Genomic DNA, 18,300 nt, shown 5'->3' on the forward strand with positions numbered 1-18,300 from the left:
GCGCCTTACACGTGTTCCCGCAGCCCCTTGAAGAACGGGTGCCGGACCTTCCCTTCCGCCGACTTCGCGCGGTACTCGATCTCCGCCTTCAGCCGGGGCTCGCCCCAGATGCCTTTGTGCGCGACCCGCTTCGCGAAGGCCTGCGTCTTCCGGACTAGCGGCTCCAGCCGCTTTCGGAGCTCGGCGGCAGAGACCTTGTCGAAGCCGTGGTCCACCTTACCGGCGTAGACGAGATCGTTGCCCTTGTGCCGCCCGACGTAGAGCCCGTCCCACTTGGTGCCGTCGAGGGCGAAACCAGCGATGGTCAGCGTCTCGCGCTGCGCGCAGGGCTTCTTGACCCAGTCGTTGCTGCGGCCTCTCGGATAGGTCGAGTCGCCGACCTTCGAGACCACACCTTCCATCCCGAGCTTGCAGGCGTGGGCGAACATCTCGGCGCCTTCGATTTCGAAGCTTTCGCTAAATTGGACGTCGGTGCCCGCGACGATTTTCTTGAGCGCGGCCTTGCGCTGCCAGAGCGGCAGCCTCCTGAGGTCGCGGCCATCCAGGTAGAGCAGGTCGAAGGCGACCAGCACGATCTTGTCGGACGAACCCTTGAGCTCGTTCTGAAGGACCGAGAAATCGGTGGTACCGTCGGCTGCGGGCACGACGATCTCGCCGTCGACGACCGCGGACTTTGCCTTGATGCGCCAAGCGTCGTGGGCAGCCTTCTTGAAGCGATGCGTCCAGTCGTGACCGCGGCGGGTGAAGATCTTGACGGCATCGTTGAGGATGTGGGTCTGGTCGCGGTAGCCGTCGAATTTGATTTCGTGAATCCATCGCTCTCCGGACGGCACCCTCTCGATCGAGGATGCCAGGGCCGGCTCGACGAAATCCGGGAACGGTGCCTTGACTCCATCGGCCGGCTTACTACGCGCAGACGCCACGAACTAACTCCACGCAACAAACGCGATTCAAGATTACACGTGCGGAATAGTTCCGGAACCAGTTAATCCTTGTGACGTTGCTTCGGCATCGTTCAATGAAGGAGCCGACCATGGCAAAGGCAGCGAAGAAGACCACGCGAGGACGCAAGCAGGACCGGGCCCGCGTCGCCGGCGGGCAGAAGCACGAAGTCGGCTACGAAGCCAAGAAGACCAAGCGCTCGGCCTCCGCGGTCAAGAAAGCGGTCAAGAAGGTCGGCAACACCCGCAAAAAAGTGGAGAAGCGTCTCGGCCGGTAGGCCCGCGATCACGGGCGTCGAACACCTGACCGCATAGTCAAACCCTGCAACTTATGGAGAAAGTCCGGTCTTTCCGCTGCGGCGAAGACCGTCTCAATGGCCATTGGCGGTCGAGCAGAGACGCCCGCAGCCTTGGCCGGATGGTTGTGCTCGTTTTACTCCGGCCCCCATAGAGGCCGACGAACCTATTTCCGCTTGAGACCTTGAACGAGCTCTGCCGTAGCAACCTCACGTGATTTCCCGATCCTCCGAATCCGCAAAGAACATGGCTCGATGAACCTGACCGCCGAGGAAGGCTGATTGCCTACGCTTATGGCACGGTCGGGTGGAACAGGTGGATAGTCGTCCGCAATGCTGATTCTGAATCCCAATCCCGTGCTAACCGTCCGGAACGACCGAGGAGGTGGAAGGATTCGTCCGGGCAGGAGCGACGCGATGCTAATGACGAAACACAGACGCCCGGAGATCCGAACACTGCGAGGCTGGGCGCTCGCCGTATTGCAAGAGGCCGGTGCGATCCACGAATGCGAAGAGCACGGCTGGGCACAGGATCGCGCCGATCCTCATGCCCTAGAACGTGCCTTCGACATCGCCCGCCTGGATCCGCCTTCTGGTGTCTCGCCGGAGGGGGCCGTCATGGAGATCAGCGACGTGCTCGGATCAATCGGCGACACTTGCCCGGAATGCACGGCCTAACACCGAGCGCGCCAGCGAGCGCATACAACGAGTTTGCCGCGCCGCAACGCGCTCGGGTTTAAAAATGGAAATGCCCGTCGCGCGCCGACTTGGCGCGCGAAAATCCAAACTGATCACTTCTGATCCGCAGGTGCCTGAGCGTTTGCCTTATTGGCGTCGGCCTTGTTCGCTTCGTGATGACCGACGACGCAGCCGGCCGCAGCGCCGAGCTTGCCGTGTCCCGCCATGTGTCCGGCGACACCACCAACGATGGCTCCCTTGATGCAGCCCTTGGCGTCCGCACTGGGCGTCAGAGTGAGAGAAATCGTAGCTGCGCAAGCCGTTGCCAAAATCCATTTCATGTGCGGTCTCCGATCGTGAAAGATGTACGGATCCAACGGATCTGGACGCACTCCGTTCCGACTCGCAAAGTTCAGCACTACTCGTTCTGAGCGCGTCGCAAAGCATCGGTCAGCTTCCCCTTCTCTCTCTGCCAACGAGCCTCCTCGTCTTGAGCCCTTTTCCCGACGGCGTCGCGCTCCGCTTCGATGTGGCCTGCTCGGACATCATGTTCGCGCTGGGCTTTATCGAATGCAGCCTGCGCCTTGGCGACCGCTCGATCGCGACGCTCGCGCTTCTTGGCGTCCTCAGCGAGTTCGCTCCGGCGCGCTGCGTCACGCTGCTTCCGCTCCCGCTCGAAATCGACCGCGGCCCTGCTGACCGCTTTCTCGCTGATCTGCGGGCCTGTGGACTTCTTCGCCTTCGATCGGCTCGTGTGAGGATGTTCGACTTCCTCGCTGGTCGGCAGGTCGGAATGCTCGGCGAAGCGTCCGTTCGATCCGGCGGGGCGCCTAAGCACCACGCCAGGCTGCGCCATCGTCGCGGCAACGGCGTCGGGGTCGTCCGTCTCCTTCGCGGCGCCCTGATGAAAGAGGTTGCTACCCGCGCCCCAGGCGTCCAGCGCCGCTTTCATCGATGGCGCCGAGATCGCCAGATCATAGAATCCCAGCGAGGTCTGGTAGGTTTTCAGTTTTCTTGGCATGGAGCCTGCGGGCCGGTGGTGACGTTAGATCTCAACGCCGACGGGCGAACCAAACTCCCAGCACGAAAGCCGCCAAGAGCGAGCGCAACGGCGCTTCCACCGTCACCTTCCGGAGCCGCTCGGCCAATTCCTCCGCCCACCGTCCGAGGTCCACTTGCTTCTTAGTCCATGGCTTCTCCCGAAGAGAATTCTCAAGACCGTGCTGATCATTCGTCAACCCGGAGGCTTCTGTCATCGCCGCGGTTTCGCTTGCATCCATACACTCCTCCTACGTCTGCCAAAGTCCTCGGGACCTATCGGTTCCTAAGCCGACTTTCGCCGTGCTCCGGCGGCCGGCTTCTTTACGGCCGCTTCCTTCGCCGCCTTCTTGCCGGCGATCGGCATCAGCATCTCCTTTTGGCCCGCCGAGGCCTTCTTCGCCTTCTTGACCGGCTTTTTCGGTGCCTTGGTCTCGGCCGCGGCGCCGCCGACGCTCTTCCGCAGCGCGTCCATCAGATCGACGACGTTCTCGCCCCTCGGCCGTTCTTTCGGAGTGATCGGCTTCCCCGCGCGCTTCAGATTGATGAGGTCGACCAGCGCTGTCTCGTAATGATCCTCGAACTTCTCGGGATCGAACCGACCCGCCTTCTGGTTGACGATGTGCCTGGCTAGGTCGAGCATGTCCTTCGTTACTTTGACGTCCTGGATATCGTCGAAATATTCCGCCGGATCGCGAACCTCATACGGATAGCGCAGCAGGGTGCCTATCAGCCCTTTGTCTCTAGGTTCAAGCGCGATGATGTGCTCGCGGTTGGTCAGCACCACGCGTCCGATAGCGACCTTGTCCATATCTCGGATGGTCTCGCGAATGACCGCGAAGGCGTCGTGGCCGACTTTCCCGTCCGGACGCAGATAGTAGGGCCTGATCAGATACCGTGGGTCGATCTCGGTACGGTCGACAAACTCGTCGATCTCGATGGTCCGGGTCGATTCCAGCGCGAGCTCCTCCAGCTCCTCCTTGGTCACCTCGATGAACTGGTCCTTCTCAAGCTGGTAGCCCTTAACGATGTCCTCGCTGGGGACCTCGTCGCCGGTATCGGCGTCGACCTTCAGGTACTTGATCCGATGGCCAGTCTGCCGATTGAGCTGATTGAAGTTGATCTTCTCGCTCTCGGACGTCGCCGGATAGAGCGCGACGGGACAGGTAACGAGGGACAGTCGGAGGAAGCCCTTCCAGTTCGATCGCGGGGCCATGGTGAACACAACGCTCCAGGGTACGGGGACTTCGACTCAAGACGAACGGGGGCGACCCGTTCCGACACGCGAACCGCTCGTCCCCGAGATTCATTCTAGGCCTCAGCCGGGTCTACGGCACCCTGCGGCAGTCCGGCGGCGCAGCCGAGATCGAGAGCGCGCGCGGACGAGGAACGACGGAGCGGCTGCTTCTGCGCAGGACCGACCGAATCCCATCGAACGTCGAGAAGGCCACGGTCGAGGCTGAGCCCGAAGCCCGACGAGCGAGCGTCCTAGTCGTGGACGACGATCCGGACTTCCGCGCTTTCCTCAAGGATTCGCTGGAAAGTACTTGGCTACCGGCCGGTCATCACCGAAGGCGGAGCCACGGCCACCGAGGCCATCGGCGCGGTAACGCCGGACGCGGCGATACTCGATTTCGCGATGCCCGGAATGAGCGGCGCGGACGTCGCTCGGCGCCTGAGGCGATTGCCCGACCTCCCCGTGATCTTCGCCAGCGGCTACTCCGAAACGGCCGCTGTCAGTTCGGCGCGGGGCGAACGCTCCCGCCTGTTGCGGAATCCCTTTAAGGTCGACGAACTTCAGGTTGCTCTTCGCGGACTCGTGGACGACCCCCAGCTCCCCCAGCCGTAGCGGGTTCCGGCTCGTCCCTTCCGACACCGTGTATGAATTTGTACTCTCGCTCGCCAGGAACGGAAACGCGTGCCCGGAGTCATGCTCGAAAATCAGGAAACAGTAACATAACACGTCGCAGTCGCACGACCGGCAAGCCGCGATCACGCTCCTCAAAATAACCAAAGCTACCTCGGATCAGGACACGGCAGCGCGCCTGGCCACTTCTGGAGCGATCACGGTTCCTGAGGCGGCTAGTCGCCACGAAGCGATAGGCTTATCCGGGTCACGATCCCGTCCCAGTCGCGCTCTTCGCTGGCCGGATAGTTGATGAGCACGCAGTGGACCATGCGGCCGGAAAAATTGCAGCGGTCGTACCAGACCTTGTCGCCCTTGTAGCTCGAGACCGCGAAAAAGCGCGACGTCACGCGCTTGTACTGGATCTGCGCGGGCGGACGCTTCTTGGCGAGGAAAGCGGCCGGGGAATCGTTCGAAACGTTGGGAGCCGCCTGCACCGTGATGTCCGCTCGGCCGTCGGGGGTCCGGAACCGCTGACCGTAGCCGTCGGGCTTGCTCGACTGTTCGGTGAAGATCGAGGCCGGGAAATCGACCGCGGTGCCGGTCTCGGGAATGGCGTAGGTCGTCCATCGGACGGGCTGTGCCGTCGCGGCGCAGGCCGTGGTGGCAAGAACCAGTGTGGCGGTCAAAATTACCTTCGTCATGGCGTCCCTGTTCCTCGCATTCAAGCCGACTGCGTTCGCCTGCTGTCAGGGAAAAGTCGGCGTCAACAGCTCTGTTCCACTTCGAGCCGGGATCCACAAAAGAGGGCTCATTAGTCTGAATCGGCGGGAACGCGCTCTTCACCTTCGGCAACAGGCGCTCCAGTGGGGTGCCTGCGGTTCGTGGTGGTCGTCGATGCGGCGCCGGTGGTTGTATCCGCGCGGCGTGGTCGAGGTGCTGCTCGAGCTGGTCCGGACCGGCTCTTCGACGAACTTGAGCTTGTCCATCGGGACGGCGATGTCGTGCTCGCCCATGCCGAGGAAGCCGCCGATGCCGATCACCGCCGCGTCGATCCTGCCGCTCTTGTCGACGATCAGTTCGTTGATGTCGCCCAGCTTCTCGTTGGCCTCGTTGTAGACGTTCAGGCCCATCAGCTTGGAGGCGCGCCAATTTCCCTTGAGTGCCACCATCGCGTCTGAGGGCTGAGCGGTCGCCGCCGGAGCGGCGCGATCGGACGGCTGAGTGGATTGCGCGAACGCAGCGTCGCCGATCACGGCGGTGCAGAGCAAAACGACGGCAAGAAAGCTTTTCATCGATTGGATGCCGGCCCCCAACGTCCGGAATTGCCGCTTGTTCCCGATCGAGGAACAGTGCGACCAAGGACTCGAGGTGGCCCGTGCTTTCCGGCGTCCTTCACCGACGTTCGGTGGTCACAAGCCGTACGACGATCCGCTTGCCTACCGAGTGGAGGCAGGCTTCCGAGAAATTGGGCCACACCTGTTTTGCGCAGTCTTCCGCTTGCTTCGCGGACTCTTCGGATGCACGACCRTTCGGGTGCGCAGAGGACGGTTCGTCCGCAAGAGCCGCCGTAGCGAGCAGAACAAAAGCTGCCGTCGCGGAGAAGATCGTCTTCATTGGAGCCTCCTGGTAGGCAGCTCAACGAGCTGGAATCCAAGCCGTTCCCTGAAAGGCGAGAACAGGCCGACCCTTTTCGGATCCTTTGCGTCCGCGCGAGCCGGAAGTGCTGTCTTACGCAAGGCGTCCTGCGAGCAGCCCCCGATATCGGCTTTCGTACTCATTCGCCATCCGGCTTGCGGCCAAGCGCTCCTCGAACCGGGCGCGGACCACTCGTATGTCCAGCCGGCCCAATTCTTTCACGGCCTTGATCGCCTGCTCCTCCCCGTCGACGATGAAGCCGGTGACGCCGTCGTCCACCACTTCCGGCACCGAGCCTGATCGATACGCGATCACGGGTGTCCCGCACGCCATTGCCTCGATCATGACCAGACCGAACGGCTCGGGCCAACCGATTGGAAACAGCAGGCCTGCTGCGTTCGCGAGGAACGGCTGCTTCTTCGCGTCGTCGACCTCGCCGACGAGTTGGACCTGCTGGCCATCGATGTTAGGCTCGAGGTGATTTTTGAAATAGGCCCTCTCCGCGCGAGGGATCTTGGCGGCTATCCGCAGCGGCATCCGCGCCCCGCGCGCGATGCGCATGGCGTCCTCGGGCCCTTTATTCTGCCGTCAACCGACCGAGAAAGGCCAAGTACGAACCTGATTCACAAGAGGGCCGAAACAGGTCCTTGGGCAGTCCATGCTGGATCGTCGCGATCCAGTTCGCCTCCGGTAGCGGCCGACGCTGGTCGTCCGAAATCGAGACGAATGGAGCGTCCGCAAAAGCACGCATAACCTGGGGCAGGCCTAGGAGATCGAGTCGGCCGTGCATTGTCGTCAGGAAAGGCACGCCGGTCCGGCGCAGCACCGGAAGGGGCAACCAGTCGACGTGGGAGTGGATCACGTCGAAGTCGCGCGCGCGCTCGGCGATGGCCTCGATCAGAAGCGCGCAGGCGGCATTCGGGTCCGCACCCTTCCGCCCTAGGCGCAACGCGCGCGGCCACACCGCCTGGAGCTTTCCCTTCGTCTTCGAGTCCCCGCTTGCGAACAGGGTGACGTCGTGTCCGAATTCGACCAGTTCGTCCACCAGCCAAGCGATCACACGCTCGGTGCCGCCGTAAAGCTTTGGAGGGACACTCTCGGCCAACGGAGCAAGTTGGGCAATCCGCATCGGCTAGGCCCCGGACACGAACCGCAGAACTAGCACGACAACTGCGGACATGAGGAATGAAATCGCGAGCAGCGTCCATGCCGGTCTCGTGCTTCCGCGAGCCACTCGCGCCGCGAGCATTTTTATGGCCGTCAACATTCGTCTCCAGCAAGCCGCTGCAGGTAAGCTATCCCGAAGCCAGCGAGTTCTTCGGTATCGCTCCTCCACGCTTAGGACTTGCTGTAGAGGTGGCGCTCCAGCAGGAGCGCCGGCTATCGTGTGCATCGACATCGGGGTGCCGCGCGCGGTACACCGTCCAGGCGGTCTCCGTGGCTTTCTTCAAGACGACTTCGTCGACCATGCTCACTCTCCGGTGACCGAACCCAGTCGCTGCCAACTCAAAGCATTCCGGAAAGTTTCCGGTTTTTCCCGATCCTAGACAACGGGCTGGTCAGGATGCCTTCGCCCGCGCTCGCTCACGTGCCGCCCGGCGGCTCTGCAGGCGTTGGCTCGGCCGGCCCTTATGGAGCCAAGAAGCCTGGGCGCGGCCTCTGCGCCGTCGTGGCGTTCGACGGAGCAGCCCGTTCCAGCTGCGGCTCGGAAGGCCTGGCTTCCATGAAGTCGAGCACGGTCCGGCCTTGTCGGTGATCCGAACTACCGCCTGTTACCGCGACTCCTATCCGGTCGTTCGGCACGACTGGCATCGGCACTATCGGCACTGGTGAGAGCTGTCGGTCCGCTCGAAAGCGAGACGCCGGTCGGGGATCCTTTTCTGTAGCGTTGCCGGGATAAAATAGCTTTGAGCAGCGCTTCACTCCTCGATTGCACAAGCGGGATCACGAGCAATCATCTTCAAGCTGCAGCCCCCTCCCCGACTTGGAGCGGTAGACCTCTGACGGACGGCTAAGAGCCGAGCCATATGGAGCTGTCACTAACTGATTGAACTCATCGTCAGAAGCGTCCGCACGAACCATTATGACAATTAGGAACGCAATCAGTCGAGCGGAGTTAAGTCGCCGCTTCGCATGCTGTGCGCGAGGCCGAGCGAAGGAAGCCCATGCGTCGCGTTCGACTTGTGATAGCAGATCGACGTCCCATTGTTCTGCAGGGTTTTGCATCGCTGCTCGGAGCGCAGCCCGATTTCGAAGTAGTCGCATGCTGTCTTGATGGAGCAAGTTGCCTTGCGGCCATTCGCAGTTTGACCCCCGATGTGGTGTTACTGGAGGACGGATTCACCGATGTAACCGCCTCCGACATCCTCGCCGTCGCGGACGACGAAGGTCTTTCCTCCCGGCTGGTGTTCTTCACTGCTACTGTCGCCTGCGGCGATCTCGCCAGGGCACTGGCGACCGGTGCTTGCGGCGCGATTTCGATGAACGCCAAACCAGAAGCGCTGCTGCAGTCCCTGAGGTTGGAAAAATCGGGGTCAGACCTGGCGAGGGTCGGTAACGAAGCTAATGGAATCGCCTCGTTCGGCAATAACGTTCTGGGGGTTCTGACCGTCAACGAGCGGACGATCATGGATCTCGTCGCCGAAGGTTTGTCGGACAGTGAAATTGCTCGGATGCTCGGTGTCTCTCTGGAGATCGTGAGGATTCACATCGACCACGCGCGAGAGAAGCTCAGAATCAACAGCCGGACGGAGCTCGCCGCGCTTGCATTGTCGCGCCGTTATGGCGCGATGAGTATCCTGGCAGCTGCGATCTGGGCAGCGTTGGACGATTCGCCCGGTCACGCCGCAACCGAAAGTTTCACGGTCATGGCCGCAAACGGCTGCGCGGAAGTCGTCACCATTAAAATTAGCCGCAAGGAAGCAGTATCAGGTGGCACCCCGGCCAGAGGCGCGAGCAAGGACCGCGCCGGCGCCGCAAGCGGGACGTCATCGCCGACCGGCAAACTCGTCGACCCCGTGGCCGAGATTGCCGCGAGCCAATTTGTGCAGGCAGCACTGAACGCGCCGAGGTCGGGTTCGAGCAGCTACAACATCTTCATGGTTGCAGCTTTCGCCGCCTTGATCTACGAGGTCGATGGTGCCAACCACGCCGTGCAAGCGTTCGATTTCGGCGATGACATCGTTACTTCATCAACCGCAAGCGACGCCAACGGACCGGCATCCGCACTTCTCGGCTGCGCAAATTTCGGCGGTACGGCCGTGTACGGTGGGGCGTTCGCATTCGAGTTCGCCCAAGGCGATACAATCGCCACAGACGGCAGCGAGCTTTATGTCGGCAACGCCCATGCGGAGGATCGCGGCAGTGGCCGAGAAACTGCTATTCCCCGAGGTTCCGGGACCATTGATGTTGTTGCGGCGGCGGCGAACGAAGCCGCGCAACGTGACCCCACGCAGACAGGCCGGGAAAACGGGTCAAATCAAGGTCGATCGCAATCCGATTTGCGCGCTCCCGACAACAACTCCGAAGCCGCTAAGCTTGAGACCGCGGGAGACAGTTTAAATCACGGTCAATCGCAGAAGGCCCTGCATGAGTCCGACGACGGCTCCGTGGCCGCCAAGGGGCATGCCAAGCATGAGACCCTGGGAGACGGTTCAAATCACGGTCAATCGCAGAAGGCCCTGCATGAGTCCGACGACGGCTCCGTGGCCGCCAAGGGGCATGCCAAGCATGAGACCCTGGGAGACGGTTCAAATCACGGTCAATCGCAGAAGGCCCTGCAGGAGTTCGACAACGGTTCCGTGGCCGCCAAGGGGCATGCCAAGCATGAGACCCTGGGAGACGGTGCAAATCACGGTCAATCGCAGAAGGCCCTGCAGGAGTCCGACAACGGCTCCGTGGCCGCCAAGGGGCATGCCAAGCATGAGACCCTGGGAGACGGTTCAAATCACGGTCAATCGCAGAAGGCCCTGCAGGAGTCCGACAACGGCTCCGTGGCCGCCAAGGGGCATGCCAAGCATGAGACCCTGGGAGAAGATTCGAATCGCGGACAGGCGCACGGCGATTTGCAGACTTTTGAAGATGGCTCCGCGGCCGGCAAGCAACACGCACGGCATCCACAGGCAGGTGATTTAGATAGTGGCAAACCGCAGCACCATATACCAATGGCGTCCGTAAATTCTGCCAACGACGCACATTCGGCATTGAAGATTAAGACTGAAGGAAAGGGCGGCCCTTCTTCCGACAACGCAGATCAGGCCAAATCAGCGGTTGGCACCGACCTTGGCGATTCCTTTCATTTTAAGAGTGGCGCCGACAATACGTCTTCAGGCATGTATGACCTTCAGCAACTGAGCCACGGAAATGGAAAAGCCTATGGAGATGGTCAGCATGCTGTTGCGCGCGAGGGGCCGGAGCCGGTCCAGGATGCTGACGGGATTGATATTTCAAATGCGCACCACGACCACTCCTGGCACGCCAATCTCCATGCGGCTCACGATTTGATTGTGTAGCAATTTACTGAATGGACGGGCCGTGTTTTAAGTGCGCCACCCCCAGACCCATCCCCACCGTCATTTTCATCCTTCGGATCGGGGTCGATCTGCTTCTTGAACCGCGCGGCGACATCCTTGATGCGAGGGAGTACCCGGCGCACTGCCTCGATGGGTTCGGCCTTGCTCGCGACGAACTCGTCGTATTCGCTGTGCCGGACGCGATGCCGCATCGTTAGGCACTCGAGAAGATCGCGGCGCATTTCAGCGTCGAAGAATGCCGGCCTGGCGTTCTCCCCCGTCAGCAGCCTCGATAGGCGGTCGATGAGATCCTTGTGCCATGCCTCGCCGGATGGCGAGAACCCGAGAAGCGCGTTCTCGATCGACGTATAACCCGCTCCCATCGCGTGCATGAACGCTCTCGAATTCCTGTAGCCATCCAGGTCGGGCGCATCGAAGCCTGCGGCCTCGAAGAGACGGATCGCCATGCCGTGGTGCATCAGCGCGTAGTCGAGGTCCTTGTCGACGTCCGTCCATCTGGCGTCGCTCATGGCATCTGCACCATATGACCGCGGATGCGTTCCAAAAAGCGCTCGCTCGACCTGGATTTGAGATGGATGTCCGCCGGAAGGTCCTGCCTACGGCAGGCGTCTTCCACGAATTCGAGGGCCTCCGATTCCAAATCGGCGGGAAAATCGACGACAACGTCGAGGTCGCTGTCGAACTTCATCCGATCCTCGGCAGCCGAACCGAAGATCAGAAAGCTTCCGCCACGCTCGGCGCCCAAGGCCCTCATCTCGGACATGACGAGATCGGCCGGGGCCCGCCGTCTGGCGGTTTCGCGGGATTTCCTCTCGGCAACTGTAACAATGCCGGACACGGGATGTCCTCAACGAAAACTGGGTGTCGTTGGCCAAAATAAGCACTCCGTCAGCAACAAAAAAGGGCACGACTCCGGCCTCGACGGCGATGGCTACTGCTTCACGCTCCGGGCGGGAGGCTTCCCGTTCTGGCGGTAAAATCGAAAGGTACGTGCAGCTGGATCTACCGATCTGAGGCTATTATCCCTTGAAGAATGCCATCAAATATTTGACTTTGATAGCATCGCCGGCCGTCTCTGGAGGACGCCATAATGGCCGATGTCACCATCCGTAACCTCTCCGAGGAGACGCATCGTGCTCTGAAAGTCCGCGCGGCGCAGCACAATCGCAGCGCGGAAGCGGAAACATTCTTGAGGCCGCCGTGCGTCCCGAGGGTCGGCTGCGGCTCGGCACCGCCCTTTCGGAGATGAGCCGGAAGATCGGCCTCAACAATGCCGATGTCGAGGCACTTGAACATGGCCGTGCGCGCTTCCCGCTGAGCCGATGCACTTCGAATGATCTTGCTCGATACCAATGTGGTCTCCGAGGCGATGAAGCCCGAACCGCATCCATCGGTCCGTAACTGGCTCGACGCCCAGGCGGCCGAAACGGCACCGAGAGTTTCGCCTGACTGGACGTGCCGCAGCAGGGCCTATCCGACGGCAAGATCGTGGATGATTGGTTTCAGTCCGTCGGACGTGACTTCGAGGCTCGCAAGCGTAATCGGTAGCTTGAAGCGTCGGCGCCCAGCACTTCCTGGATTTACGTATAGCAAGCCGTCGACGGTGTTGATCTTCGGCACGTGGGAGTGGCCGGAAATAATGACATCGATGCCCTCTGCTACGGGATCGACCTGCAAGGTGTTGAGGTCGTGCAGAATGTAGAACAGCCGTCCGGCGAGCCGCACGAACTCGGTTTCGGCAAATTCGGTGGCCCACTCGCCCGTATCCACGTTCCCTCTGATCGCCGTGACGGGGGCAATTCTACGCAGTACGGTGATGATCTCGGGATCGCCGATGTCGCCGCAGTGAATGATGTGATCGACATCGGCCAGCACGCGCAGCGCCTCCGGCCTAAGCAGGCCGTGCGTGTCGGAGATGATACCGATCGTGAAGATCATCGAAGCGTCCGGACGAAGCACCCTATCGCGCCGATGTCCCGAACAACAGCCGCCTAGGCCGACTTCCGCCGCTCGCCCGTCGCGGGCTTCTTGGCCGCCGCTTCCTTCTCCGGCTTCTTGCCGACGATCGGCATCAACATCTCTTTTTAGCCCGCCGCCTTGCGGGGCTTCTTGGCAGGCTTGCCCGCCTTCAGGTGCCGCGGAACACGTGGACAAGCTCCGATCCCGCCGATTGTGAATCCCTGCCCTGTGCTAACCGCCTGGAACGACGGAGGGGGCGGAAGGATTCGTCCCGGCAGGAGCAACCTCGATGCTGATTACGAAAGAACGACGGCCGGCGATTCGCACCCTGCGAGGTTGGGCCATCAACGTGCTGCAGGAGGCCGGCGCTATCCACGAATGCGAAGAGCACGGCTGGGCGCAGGACCGCGCCGATCCTCATGCCCGAGAACGCGCCTTCGACATCGCCCGCCAGGATCCGCCGTCCGGCATCTCGCCGGAGGAAGCCGTCACGGAGATCTGCGACGTGCTCGGATCGATCGGCGACACTTGTCCCGAATGCCCGCCCCAACACTGAGCGCGCAAGAAAGAAAACATTTTTGCGGCGCCGCAACGCGCTCGGTTCCAAATCGTGAAGCTGCTCACGTCGTTTTTCTTCTTGGCGGCTCCGATCGCCTGGACCTAACTTAATCCGTCGCCGCGCGGCCCGAGGCACTATCGGCGACGAGAACACGCGTTGTGGTCCGCCCTAGGAGGAAGCTGCGCATGTCGAAACGGCGTCGTTTCAAGCAATCAAATTTTCTCAAAGACCGGCTTGCCATTTTCGCGAAGGAAGCCCTTAAGAAGGCATCGAATCTTCCGCCCGGCACCGCTCGCGAAGAGATGCTCAAAAAAGTCCGCCAAGCAGACATCGCGTGCCACGTGGACGAATGGGCCCACTCGCGCGGACCGCAGCCGCCGACCTGGAGCAACGACGATCCATGAAAGCGCTCGACGACCGGACGATTGCCAATCTCGAAGTCGCCCTCGAAGAAGCTTGTCGGTCTCTCCCTCACGGCGGTGCCCATGAAATCAGAAGGGAGATCGCACAAAAGCTGCTCGATAGCGCCGCCCACGGGAATAAGACCTTGTCCGGATTGATAGAGGTCGCGCGCGCGGCACTGGCCGAAGCGATCAAGGAATTCGCCTAACTGCGCGATTCCGTCGATGCTCCGCCTCCTGATCAGCGAGCGAGGAGCGGGGCCGCGTTATCGGCTCGCATGCCTTGGACCTCGCATCGCTCCCGCGTTAAGAGACGTCCTGAGATTGGAACCGGCGGCCGTTCCCAGTCTTAAAACGAATATTTCCGTTCTACGGGAGGAGCATCATGCCTCGTGGCGACAAGTCAAGTTACACCGACAAGCAGAAGCGACAGGCCGAGCATATCGAAGAAGGCTACGAACACCGTGGCGTTCCGGAGAAGGAAGCCGAGCGGCGCGCGTGGGCGACCGTAAACAAGGAAACCCACGGCGGGAAGAAGAGCGGCTCGGGTCGCGGCACTGAGGAAGATCATTCGCCGTCCCGCAAAGGTGGTCGATTGGGTGGCGCGGCTTCGGCCAAGCGGCCGGCATCGGAGCGTTCGAGGTCCGCCAAAAAGGCGGCCAAGACCAGAAAACGACGCGCTGCGTAAAGTCGCCGAAAGGAGAGCAAGATAGGTCTCGAAGCTTTTTCCTTGGAGCGATTGTCCTCCTCACGACACTGATCTTATGGCGTTCTCAGCTATCGCTATCGAACCCGGGCGCTGGATCGCGTAGAAGGCGTCACGCGCAAAGGTACCGAATGAACGAAACCTAGCCCGACCCGATCGGCCTAGTCGACGTCGATTACACCAACTCGTCACATCTTTCCTGCCACGATATCGATCAGAGCTATGCCGAGATCTGGCTTCTTCTTCCGTCTGAGGTGAGCTGGCGTGTCCGCGACGATAACCTCGAGCGTCGGTCGAACCTTTCCTTCGAGAAGATGCCCGCCCCGGGTTGTACCGTCGGCCAGACCCAGGACCACATGCACGTGGAGGCTTGCCTTTCCGTCGTCGCCGACCGCAATATCGCCGATCGCGCTCAGCACCTCGCACTGCTCCGCGATCTCGATCTTCTTATAAGTCTTTTTCTCGAAATCGAACCAGCCAACGGTCGCCCTTTCAAAAGCGCCGATGGCGGTGAGCGACGCCGCCGTGATTCCAGCGTCGTTTGCGAATTTGGTGAGCGTAGTGAACGCTTCCTCCCCGGAATCGAGGATGACAACGCGGGCTTTCGAACCCGCCTCGCCTGATAATTTGGTGCTCTTCATCGTCGTTAGGCCGCGCTGCGCTGGGTATGTCGACCTTCCTTGACCTCTTCCACGATCTTGGCGCAGAAGGCCTCGAGATCGCCGGGGTTGCGAGAAGTGATGACGCCCTGATCGACGACGACCTCTGCATCTTCCCACTTCGCACCGGCGTTCGCGACATCCGTCTTGATCGACTTGAAGGAGGTCATCTTGCGACCTTTCGCGATGCCGGTCTCGATGAGAAGCCAAGGGGCGTGGCAGACGGCCGCGACGATCTTCTTGGCATCGAAGATATCCTTGATGAACTTCAGCGCTTTGGACTCGACCCGCAGAAGATCCGGATTGATCTGCCCGCCAGGCAATACGATCGCGTCGTAGTCGGCGGCCGATGCCTCGTCGCGCGTCTTGTCGACCTTCACCGGTCGCCCCCAATCCTTCTTGTCCCAGCCCTTGATCTCGCCTGCGGCGAGCGAGACGACATCGACCGTTGCGCCAGCCTTCTTCAAGCGCTCCTGCGGCACTTCCAGCTCGGCCTGCTCGAAGCCGTTCGTGGCGAGAATGGCGATCTTTTTGCCGGTCAGTCCATGGGTCCAATCCTTCGTTTCGGGGGTTGTCCAACAATCGACCGTCTCGAACATCGTTCCTGAAAAGCGGAAACAGTCGAGAATTTGGATCCGACCGCCGAGACGAAGGTTATGAGGGTTAGAAGCCGGAGCGTCTCGCATGGCCAGCAGGTTCCACGGAGGTCGTCAACGTCACAGGAGCAGCTTCCGGCATCGGAGAAGCGACAGCACGCCGCTTCGTTAAAGAGGGCGCGAAGAATAGCCGCGCAGCGCCTTTCACCGTCCTACTTTGCGAGCGCCGTGTCGTCGAAGCGTGCATAGATAGTGCTCGGTCCGGAGTCCGAATCGAGCAGCTTTAGTCATACTGCTGTCGCTCTGGCCATCGCCATTGGATCGGCAATCACGTCAGAGCGCCTCGGCCTCCCGAAGGACGACCTGTTGCGATTCCACAGCTAGGCCACACCCGCCGCTGGATCGTGCGGCAGGTGAACCAATACAAGCGGTAGGCGGATCGCCTAGAGCGAGTGTTCGGCAGCGTCCCTGACCGAACACTCTCCACCACCAAACTAGTGTACGGCCTGGCTAGTGCGTCCTCGGCCTTCGGAACATCCTCAGGCAGTGGTAGCGGCGCCGCGGTTGCTTCCACGGTGGAATGCGAGGCGTAATGGTGCAGCAAAGCAGTTCACGACCTTTACTATACCGACTACTCCGGGCGCTTTAGTAATGAACAAGGGCCGCTGCTCAGAGACAGCGGCCCTTCGGATTTCAACCAGCAATGTCCGTCATCACCATTTTTGGCGACCGTACCATTCATCCACTTCCTTTTGCGCCTGATCCTTGGCGTAGCCGTACCGTTGCTGCAATCTCCCTTCGAGTTGCTCTTGCTTCCCGTTGATCACATCAAGATCATCGTCGGTAAGCTTGCCCCACTGTTCCTTCACTTTGCCCTTCATCTGCTTCCAGTTGCCTTCAACGCGGTTCCAGTCCATGGCGCTCCTCCTTGAACGACTAAGATCGATCAACGGAGCTCGCCGACGCTGGTTCCTCGGTGAGGATAGCGTCAATCAGGCGCGGGCGCAGTGTTTAAAACTGGACCGACGCGCCGACGGTGAGACGCCACGCGCTTGGTCCGCGAGGCGATCAACTCCGTTCCGGCGAAGCGGCCCACATGGTAACTTAACCCACTCTGGCGCTCGCCCTGCGGGAACGCGGCGCTGATTTACTCTGCCGCCTTTTAGCTGCACGTTTGATTTGCTCTGCCTCAAATTGCGTCCGACCAAAAGAAAAGCCCGGCAGTGATGCCGGGCTTGAGGTCATGAAAAACGTTTACGTGATGCAGGTTAGTAGCGATAATTTTTCCCCTTATTCCAATATCCTTTGATGAACACGCGTTCGCGGATGACGAACGACAAGCGATAGCGAGGGCTCAAAGCGATCAGAACCGCTGTGCATCGGTACGGCGGCTCCTGGGCAGCCTATTGACCAACCTATTGGGTCCGGGCCGGGTCCCTCCGGCAAGCACCAGCGGCTGGCTCGGCATCCGATGAGCGCCTATCCTGTCGTCATGATCAATAACACCGCCCTCACCCGCCGCCGCTCCGACAATCCGCACGAGGAGAGTTGGCACATCTATTCCGGCGACGTCCGCATCGGGACCATCGGCGCGCGCGCCGGCGTGCCTGTGCACGCCGATCAATGGGGTTGGTCGATCGGCTTTTATCCCGGCATGGAGCCAGGCACATGGCTAAGTGGCATAGCCGCCACTCGAAGCCGCGCGCGAGGCTTTCGAGACCGCATGGTCGGAGCTACAGCCGAGCATTCCCAACAATGCCTTCGCCGAATGGCGCCACGATCGGGACTGGCGGGCCGAGGTTGCGGCCAAGCGGGCGCGGGGCGAGAAGCTCGACAGCGAAATCCGGAGCACGTTGATGCGCTGCGTCTGCGGCACCACATTCGACAGCTGGAAGCCGGCGGAGAGCTACCAGCACCGCGCAMACATCACCGCCGCGCGGGCGGCCAATGGGATACGCCGATGAAGCACACCGAAGAACGACCTGACCCGGAAGCGGCCGCGCGCAAGCTCGTCGAGCTCGCAGCGAGCGTCGMCCCTGTCCAGGACGGCCGGATCTATATCGAGAGGATCAACGCGCCCTTCTTGTTCAAGCTGAAGGGCAGCGGCAGCGAATTCGGCGCCGGGCTCAAACACGCGATCGAGCGCGGCTGGCTCCAGATGCACGAGAGCGGGACTTACGTGCGCTTGCTAGGCCCGGGCGGCCTACTCACTCAATAGATCAGGGTAAAGGACAACCAGCCCGAGAGAAGCGCGCAAAAACCAATTCCCACATAAGGCAATGCAAGGCGCATCGGGTATTCCCTCCGAGACGCGAAATATGCCGTCAGTCTTTCATGGCGGTCGGCCGACGACAACGAATCTGAAGTTGTATCCTTGCGCTTCTTGCGCCGCGCGCCACCTGCAGCATGAAAGAGGCCGCCAACTGAGGCGGCCTGCCTTAATGCCTGCTG

The 18,300-nt window shown here is 61.2% G+C and carries 22 protein-coding genes and 5 pseudogenes; 12 read left to right on the top strand and 15 right to left on the bottom strand.

What is annotated here, in order from left to right:
• Positions 1–5 precede the first annotated feature (5 nt).
• Positions 6–923, bottom strand: a complete 918-nt coding sequence (gene ligD, locus AC1DW2_RS04610) for a non-homologous end-joining DNA ligase (protein ID WP_039147073.1) — start codon at positions 921–923, stop codon at positions 6–8.
• Between the two features lie 110 nt (positions 924–1,033).
• Here ligD and AC1DW2_RS04615 point away from each other — a divergent pair, with 110 nt between their 5' ends.
• A complete protein-coding gene (locus tag AC1DW2_RS04615; RefSeq protein WP_038936849.1) occupies positions 1,034–1,219 on the top strand; it encodes a DUF3606 domain-containing protein in 186 nt (61 codons plus the stop codon).
• Positions 1,220–1,654: 435 nt separating this feature from the next.
• Complete coding sequence (locus tag AC1DW2_RS04620) at positions 1,655–1,915, top strand: hypothetical protein (protein ID WP_038936848.1); 261 nt, start codon at positions 1,655–1,657, stop codon at positions 1,913–1,915.
• Positions 1,916–2,028: 113 nt separating this feature from the next.
• On the opposite strand, the gene AC1DW2_RS04625 is transcribed toward AC1DW2_RS04620, so the two are convergent.
• The 4 genes from AC1DW2_RS04625 to ku all read right to left on the bottom strand — a co-directional run bounded on the left by AC1DW2_RS04625 (position 2,029) and on the right by ku (position 4,169).
• A complete protein-coding gene (locus AC1DW2_RS04625; RefSeq protein WP_038936846.1) occupies positions 2,029–2,256 on the bottom strand; it encodes a hypothetical protein in 228 nt (75 codons plus the stop codon).
• Positions 2,257–2,333: 77 nt separating this feature from the next.
• Positions 2,334–2,936, bottom strand: coding sequence for a cell envelope integrity/translocation protein TolA (locus tag AC1DW2_RS04630; RefSeq protein WP_039147069.1), 603 nt, complete (start codon positions 2,934–2,936; stop codon positions 2,334–2,336).
• A gap of 31 nt (positions 2,937–2,967) precedes the next feature.
• Positions 2,968–3,195, bottom strand: coding sequence for a hypothetical protein (locus AC1DW2_RS04635; protein WP_038936844.1), 228 nt, complete (start codon positions 3,193–3,195; stop codon positions 2,968–2,970).
• A gap of 44 nt (positions 3,196–3,239) precedes the next feature.
• The gene (gene ku, locus AC1DW2_RS04640; RefSeq protein WP_038936843.1) at positions 3,240–4,169 is read right to left on the bottom strand and encodes a non-homologous end joining protein Ku; all 930 of its coding nucleotides are present in this window, start codon (positions 4,167–4,169) and stop codon (positions 3,240–3,242) included.
• 348 nt (positions 4,170–4,517) lie between these two features.
• Between ku and AC1DW2_RS04645 the strand changes: the two genes are divergently transcribed.
• Entirely contained in the window at positions 4,518–4,802 is a 285-nt protein-coding gene (locus AC1DW2_RS04645; protein ID WP_224517747.1) for a response regulator, read from the top strand.
• Between the two features lie 233 nt (positions 4,803–5,035).
• Here AC1DW2_RS04645 and AC1DW2_RS04650 read toward each other — a convergent pair whose 3' ends face one another.
• The 4 genes and pseudogenes from AC1DW2_RS04650 to AC1DW2_RS04665 form a co-directional block, all read right to left on the bottom strand.
• On the bottom strand, positions 5,036–5,503 hold the full coding sequence (locus AC1DW2_RS04650; RefSeq protein WP_477005323.1) for a hypothetical protein: 468 nt from the start codon (positions 5,501–5,503) through the stop codon (positions 5,036–5,038).
• Between the two features lie 110 nt (positions 5,504–5,613).
• Positions 5,614–6,094, bottom strand: a pseudogene (locus AC1DW2_RS04655) (PRC-barrel domain-containing protein).
• A 100-nt stretch (positions 6,095–6,194) separates the two neighbouring features.
• Entirely contained in the window at positions 6,195–6,416 is a 222-nt protein-coding gene (locus AC1DW2_RS04660; RefSeq protein ID WP_038936839.1) for a hypothetical protein, read from the bottom strand.
• A gap of 114 nt (positions 6,417–6,530) precedes the next feature.
• A pseudogene (locus tag AC1DW2_RS04665) lies at positions 6,531–7,566 on the bottom strand (glycosyltransferase family 4 protein).
• A 1,036-nt stretch (positions 7,567–8,602) separates the two neighbouring features.
• Between AC1DW2_RS04665 and AC1DW2_RS04670 the strand changes: the two are divergent.
• Entirely contained in the window at positions 8,603–10,948 is a 2,346-nt protein-coding gene (locus AC1DW2_RS04670) for a response regulator transcription factor (RefSeq protein ID WP_208088259.1), read from the top strand.
• Here AC1DW2_RS04670 and AC1DW2_RS04675 read toward each other — a convergent pair.
• A complete protein-coding gene (locus AC1DW2_RS04675) occupies positions 10,930–11,478 on the bottom strand; it encodes a ribonuclease toxin HepT-like protein (RefSeq protein WP_038936836.1) in 549 nt (182 codons plus the stop codon). The genes AC1DW2_RS04670 and AC1DW2_RS04675 overlap by 19 nt on opposite strands.
• Positions 11,475–11,807, bottom strand: a complete 333-nt coding sequence (locus AC1DW2_RS04680; RefSeq protein WP_148311918.1) for a nucleotidyltransferase domain-containing protein — start codon at positions 11,805–11,807, stop codon at positions 11,475–11,477. Before AC1DW2_RS04680 ends, AC1DW2_RS04675 begins: the two co-directional genes overlap by 4 nt.
• Before the next feature lie 252 nt (positions 11,808–12,059).
• Here AC1DW2_RS04680 and AC1DW2_RS04685 point away from each other — a divergent pair.
• Positions 12,060–12,306 (top strand): annotated as a pseudogene (locus tag AC1DW2_RS04685) (FitA-like ribbon-helix-helix domain-containing protein).
• Positions 12,303–12,398 (top strand): annotated as a pseudogene (locus AC1DW2_RS04690) (VapC toxin family PIN domain ribonuclease); the annotation flags it as partial. The pseudogenes AC1DW2_RS04685 and AC1DW2_RS04690, both read left to right, overlap by 4 nt.
• 41 nt (positions 12,399–12,439) lie before the next feature.
• Here AC1DW2_RS04690 and AC1DW2_RS04695 read toward each other — a convergent pair.
• Positions 12,440–12,907 carry a metallophosphoesterase family protein gene (locus tag AC1DW2_RS04695; RefSeq protein WP_038936834.1) on the bottom strand — a complete coding sequence of 156 codons (468 nt, stop codon included), beginning with the start codon at positions 12,905–12,907 and terminating at the stop codon, positions 12,440–12,442.
• Between the two features lie 310 nt (positions 12,908–13,217).
• On the opposite strand from AC1DW2_RS04695, the gene AC1DW2_RS04700 reads away from it, so the two are divergent.
• From AC1DW2_RS04700 to AC1DW2_RS04715, 4 genes are all read left to right on the top strand, one after another.
• The gene (locus AC1DW2_RS04700; protein WP_038936832.1) at positions 13,218–13,484 is read left to right on the top strand and encodes a hypothetical protein; all 267 of its coding nucleotides are present in this window, start codon (positions 13,218–13,220) and stop codon (positions 13,482–13,484) included.
• 188 nt (positions 13,485–13,672) lie between these two features.
• On the top strand, positions 13,673–13,891 hold the full coding sequence (locus AC1DW2_RS04705; protein ID WP_038936831.1) for a hypothetical protein: 219 nt from the start codon (positions 13,673–13,675) through the stop codon (positions 13,889–13,891).
• Entirely contained in the window at positions 13,888–14,097 is a 210-nt protein-coding gene (locus AC1DW2_RS04710; RefSeq protein WP_041959927.1) for a hypothetical protein, read from the top strand. Before AC1DW2_RS04705 ends, AC1DW2_RS04710 begins: the two co-directional genes overlap by 4 nt.
• A gap of 176 nt (positions 14,098–14,273) precedes the next feature.
• Entirely contained in the window at positions 14,274–14,576 is a 303-nt protein-coding gene (locus tag AC1DW2_RS04715) for a hypothetical protein (protein WP_028154436.1), read from the top strand.
• Positions 14,577–14,782: 206 nt separating this feature from the next.
• On the opposite strand, the gene AC1DW2_RS04720 is transcribed toward AC1DW2_RS04715, so the two are convergent.
• Both AC1DW2_RS04720 and AC1DW2_RS04725 read right to left on the bottom strand, forming a co-directional pair.
• Entirely contained in the window at positions 14,783–15,235 is a 453-nt protein-coding gene (locus AC1DW2_RS04720) for a PPC domain-containing DNA-binding protein (protein ID WP_038936829.1), read from the bottom strand.
• A gap of 5 nt (positions 15,236–15,240) precedes the next feature.
• Positions 15,241–15,852 (bottom strand): type 1 glutamine amidotransferase domain-containing protein, encoded by a 612-nt coding sequence (locus AC1DW2_RS04725; RefSeq protein WP_477005324.1) that lies wholly within the window; start codon positions 15,850–15,852, stop codon positions 15,241–15,243.
• 104 nt (positions 15,853–15,956) lie between these two features.
• Between AC1DW2_RS04725 and AC1DW2_RS04730 the strand changes: the two are divergent.
• Positions 15,957–16,034 (top strand): annotated as a pseudogene (locus AC1DW2_RS04730) (SDR family NAD(P)-dependent oxidoreductase); the annotation flags it as partial.
• Between the two features lie 528 nt (positions 16,035–16,562).
• On the opposite strand, the gene AC1DW2_RS04735 reads toward AC1DW2_RS04730, so the two are convergent.
• Complete coding sequence (locus tag AC1DW2_RS04735; RefSeq protein ID WP_028154667.1) at positions 16,563–16,766, bottom strand: CsbD family protein; 204 nt, start codon at positions 16,764–16,766, stop codon at positions 16,563–16,565.
• 554 nt (positions 16,767–17,320) lie between these two features.
• Between AC1DW2_RS04735 and AC1DW2_RS04740 the strand changes: the two genes are divergently transcribed.
• Entirely contained in the window at positions 17,321–18,067 is a 747-nt protein-coding gene (locus AC1DW2_RS04740) for a hypothetical protein (protein ID WP_477005325.1), read from the top strand.
• Positions 18,068–18,300 lie beyond the last annotated feature (233 nt).

It is taken from the genome of Bradyrhizobium sp. P3_C3, assembly GCF_056402655.1.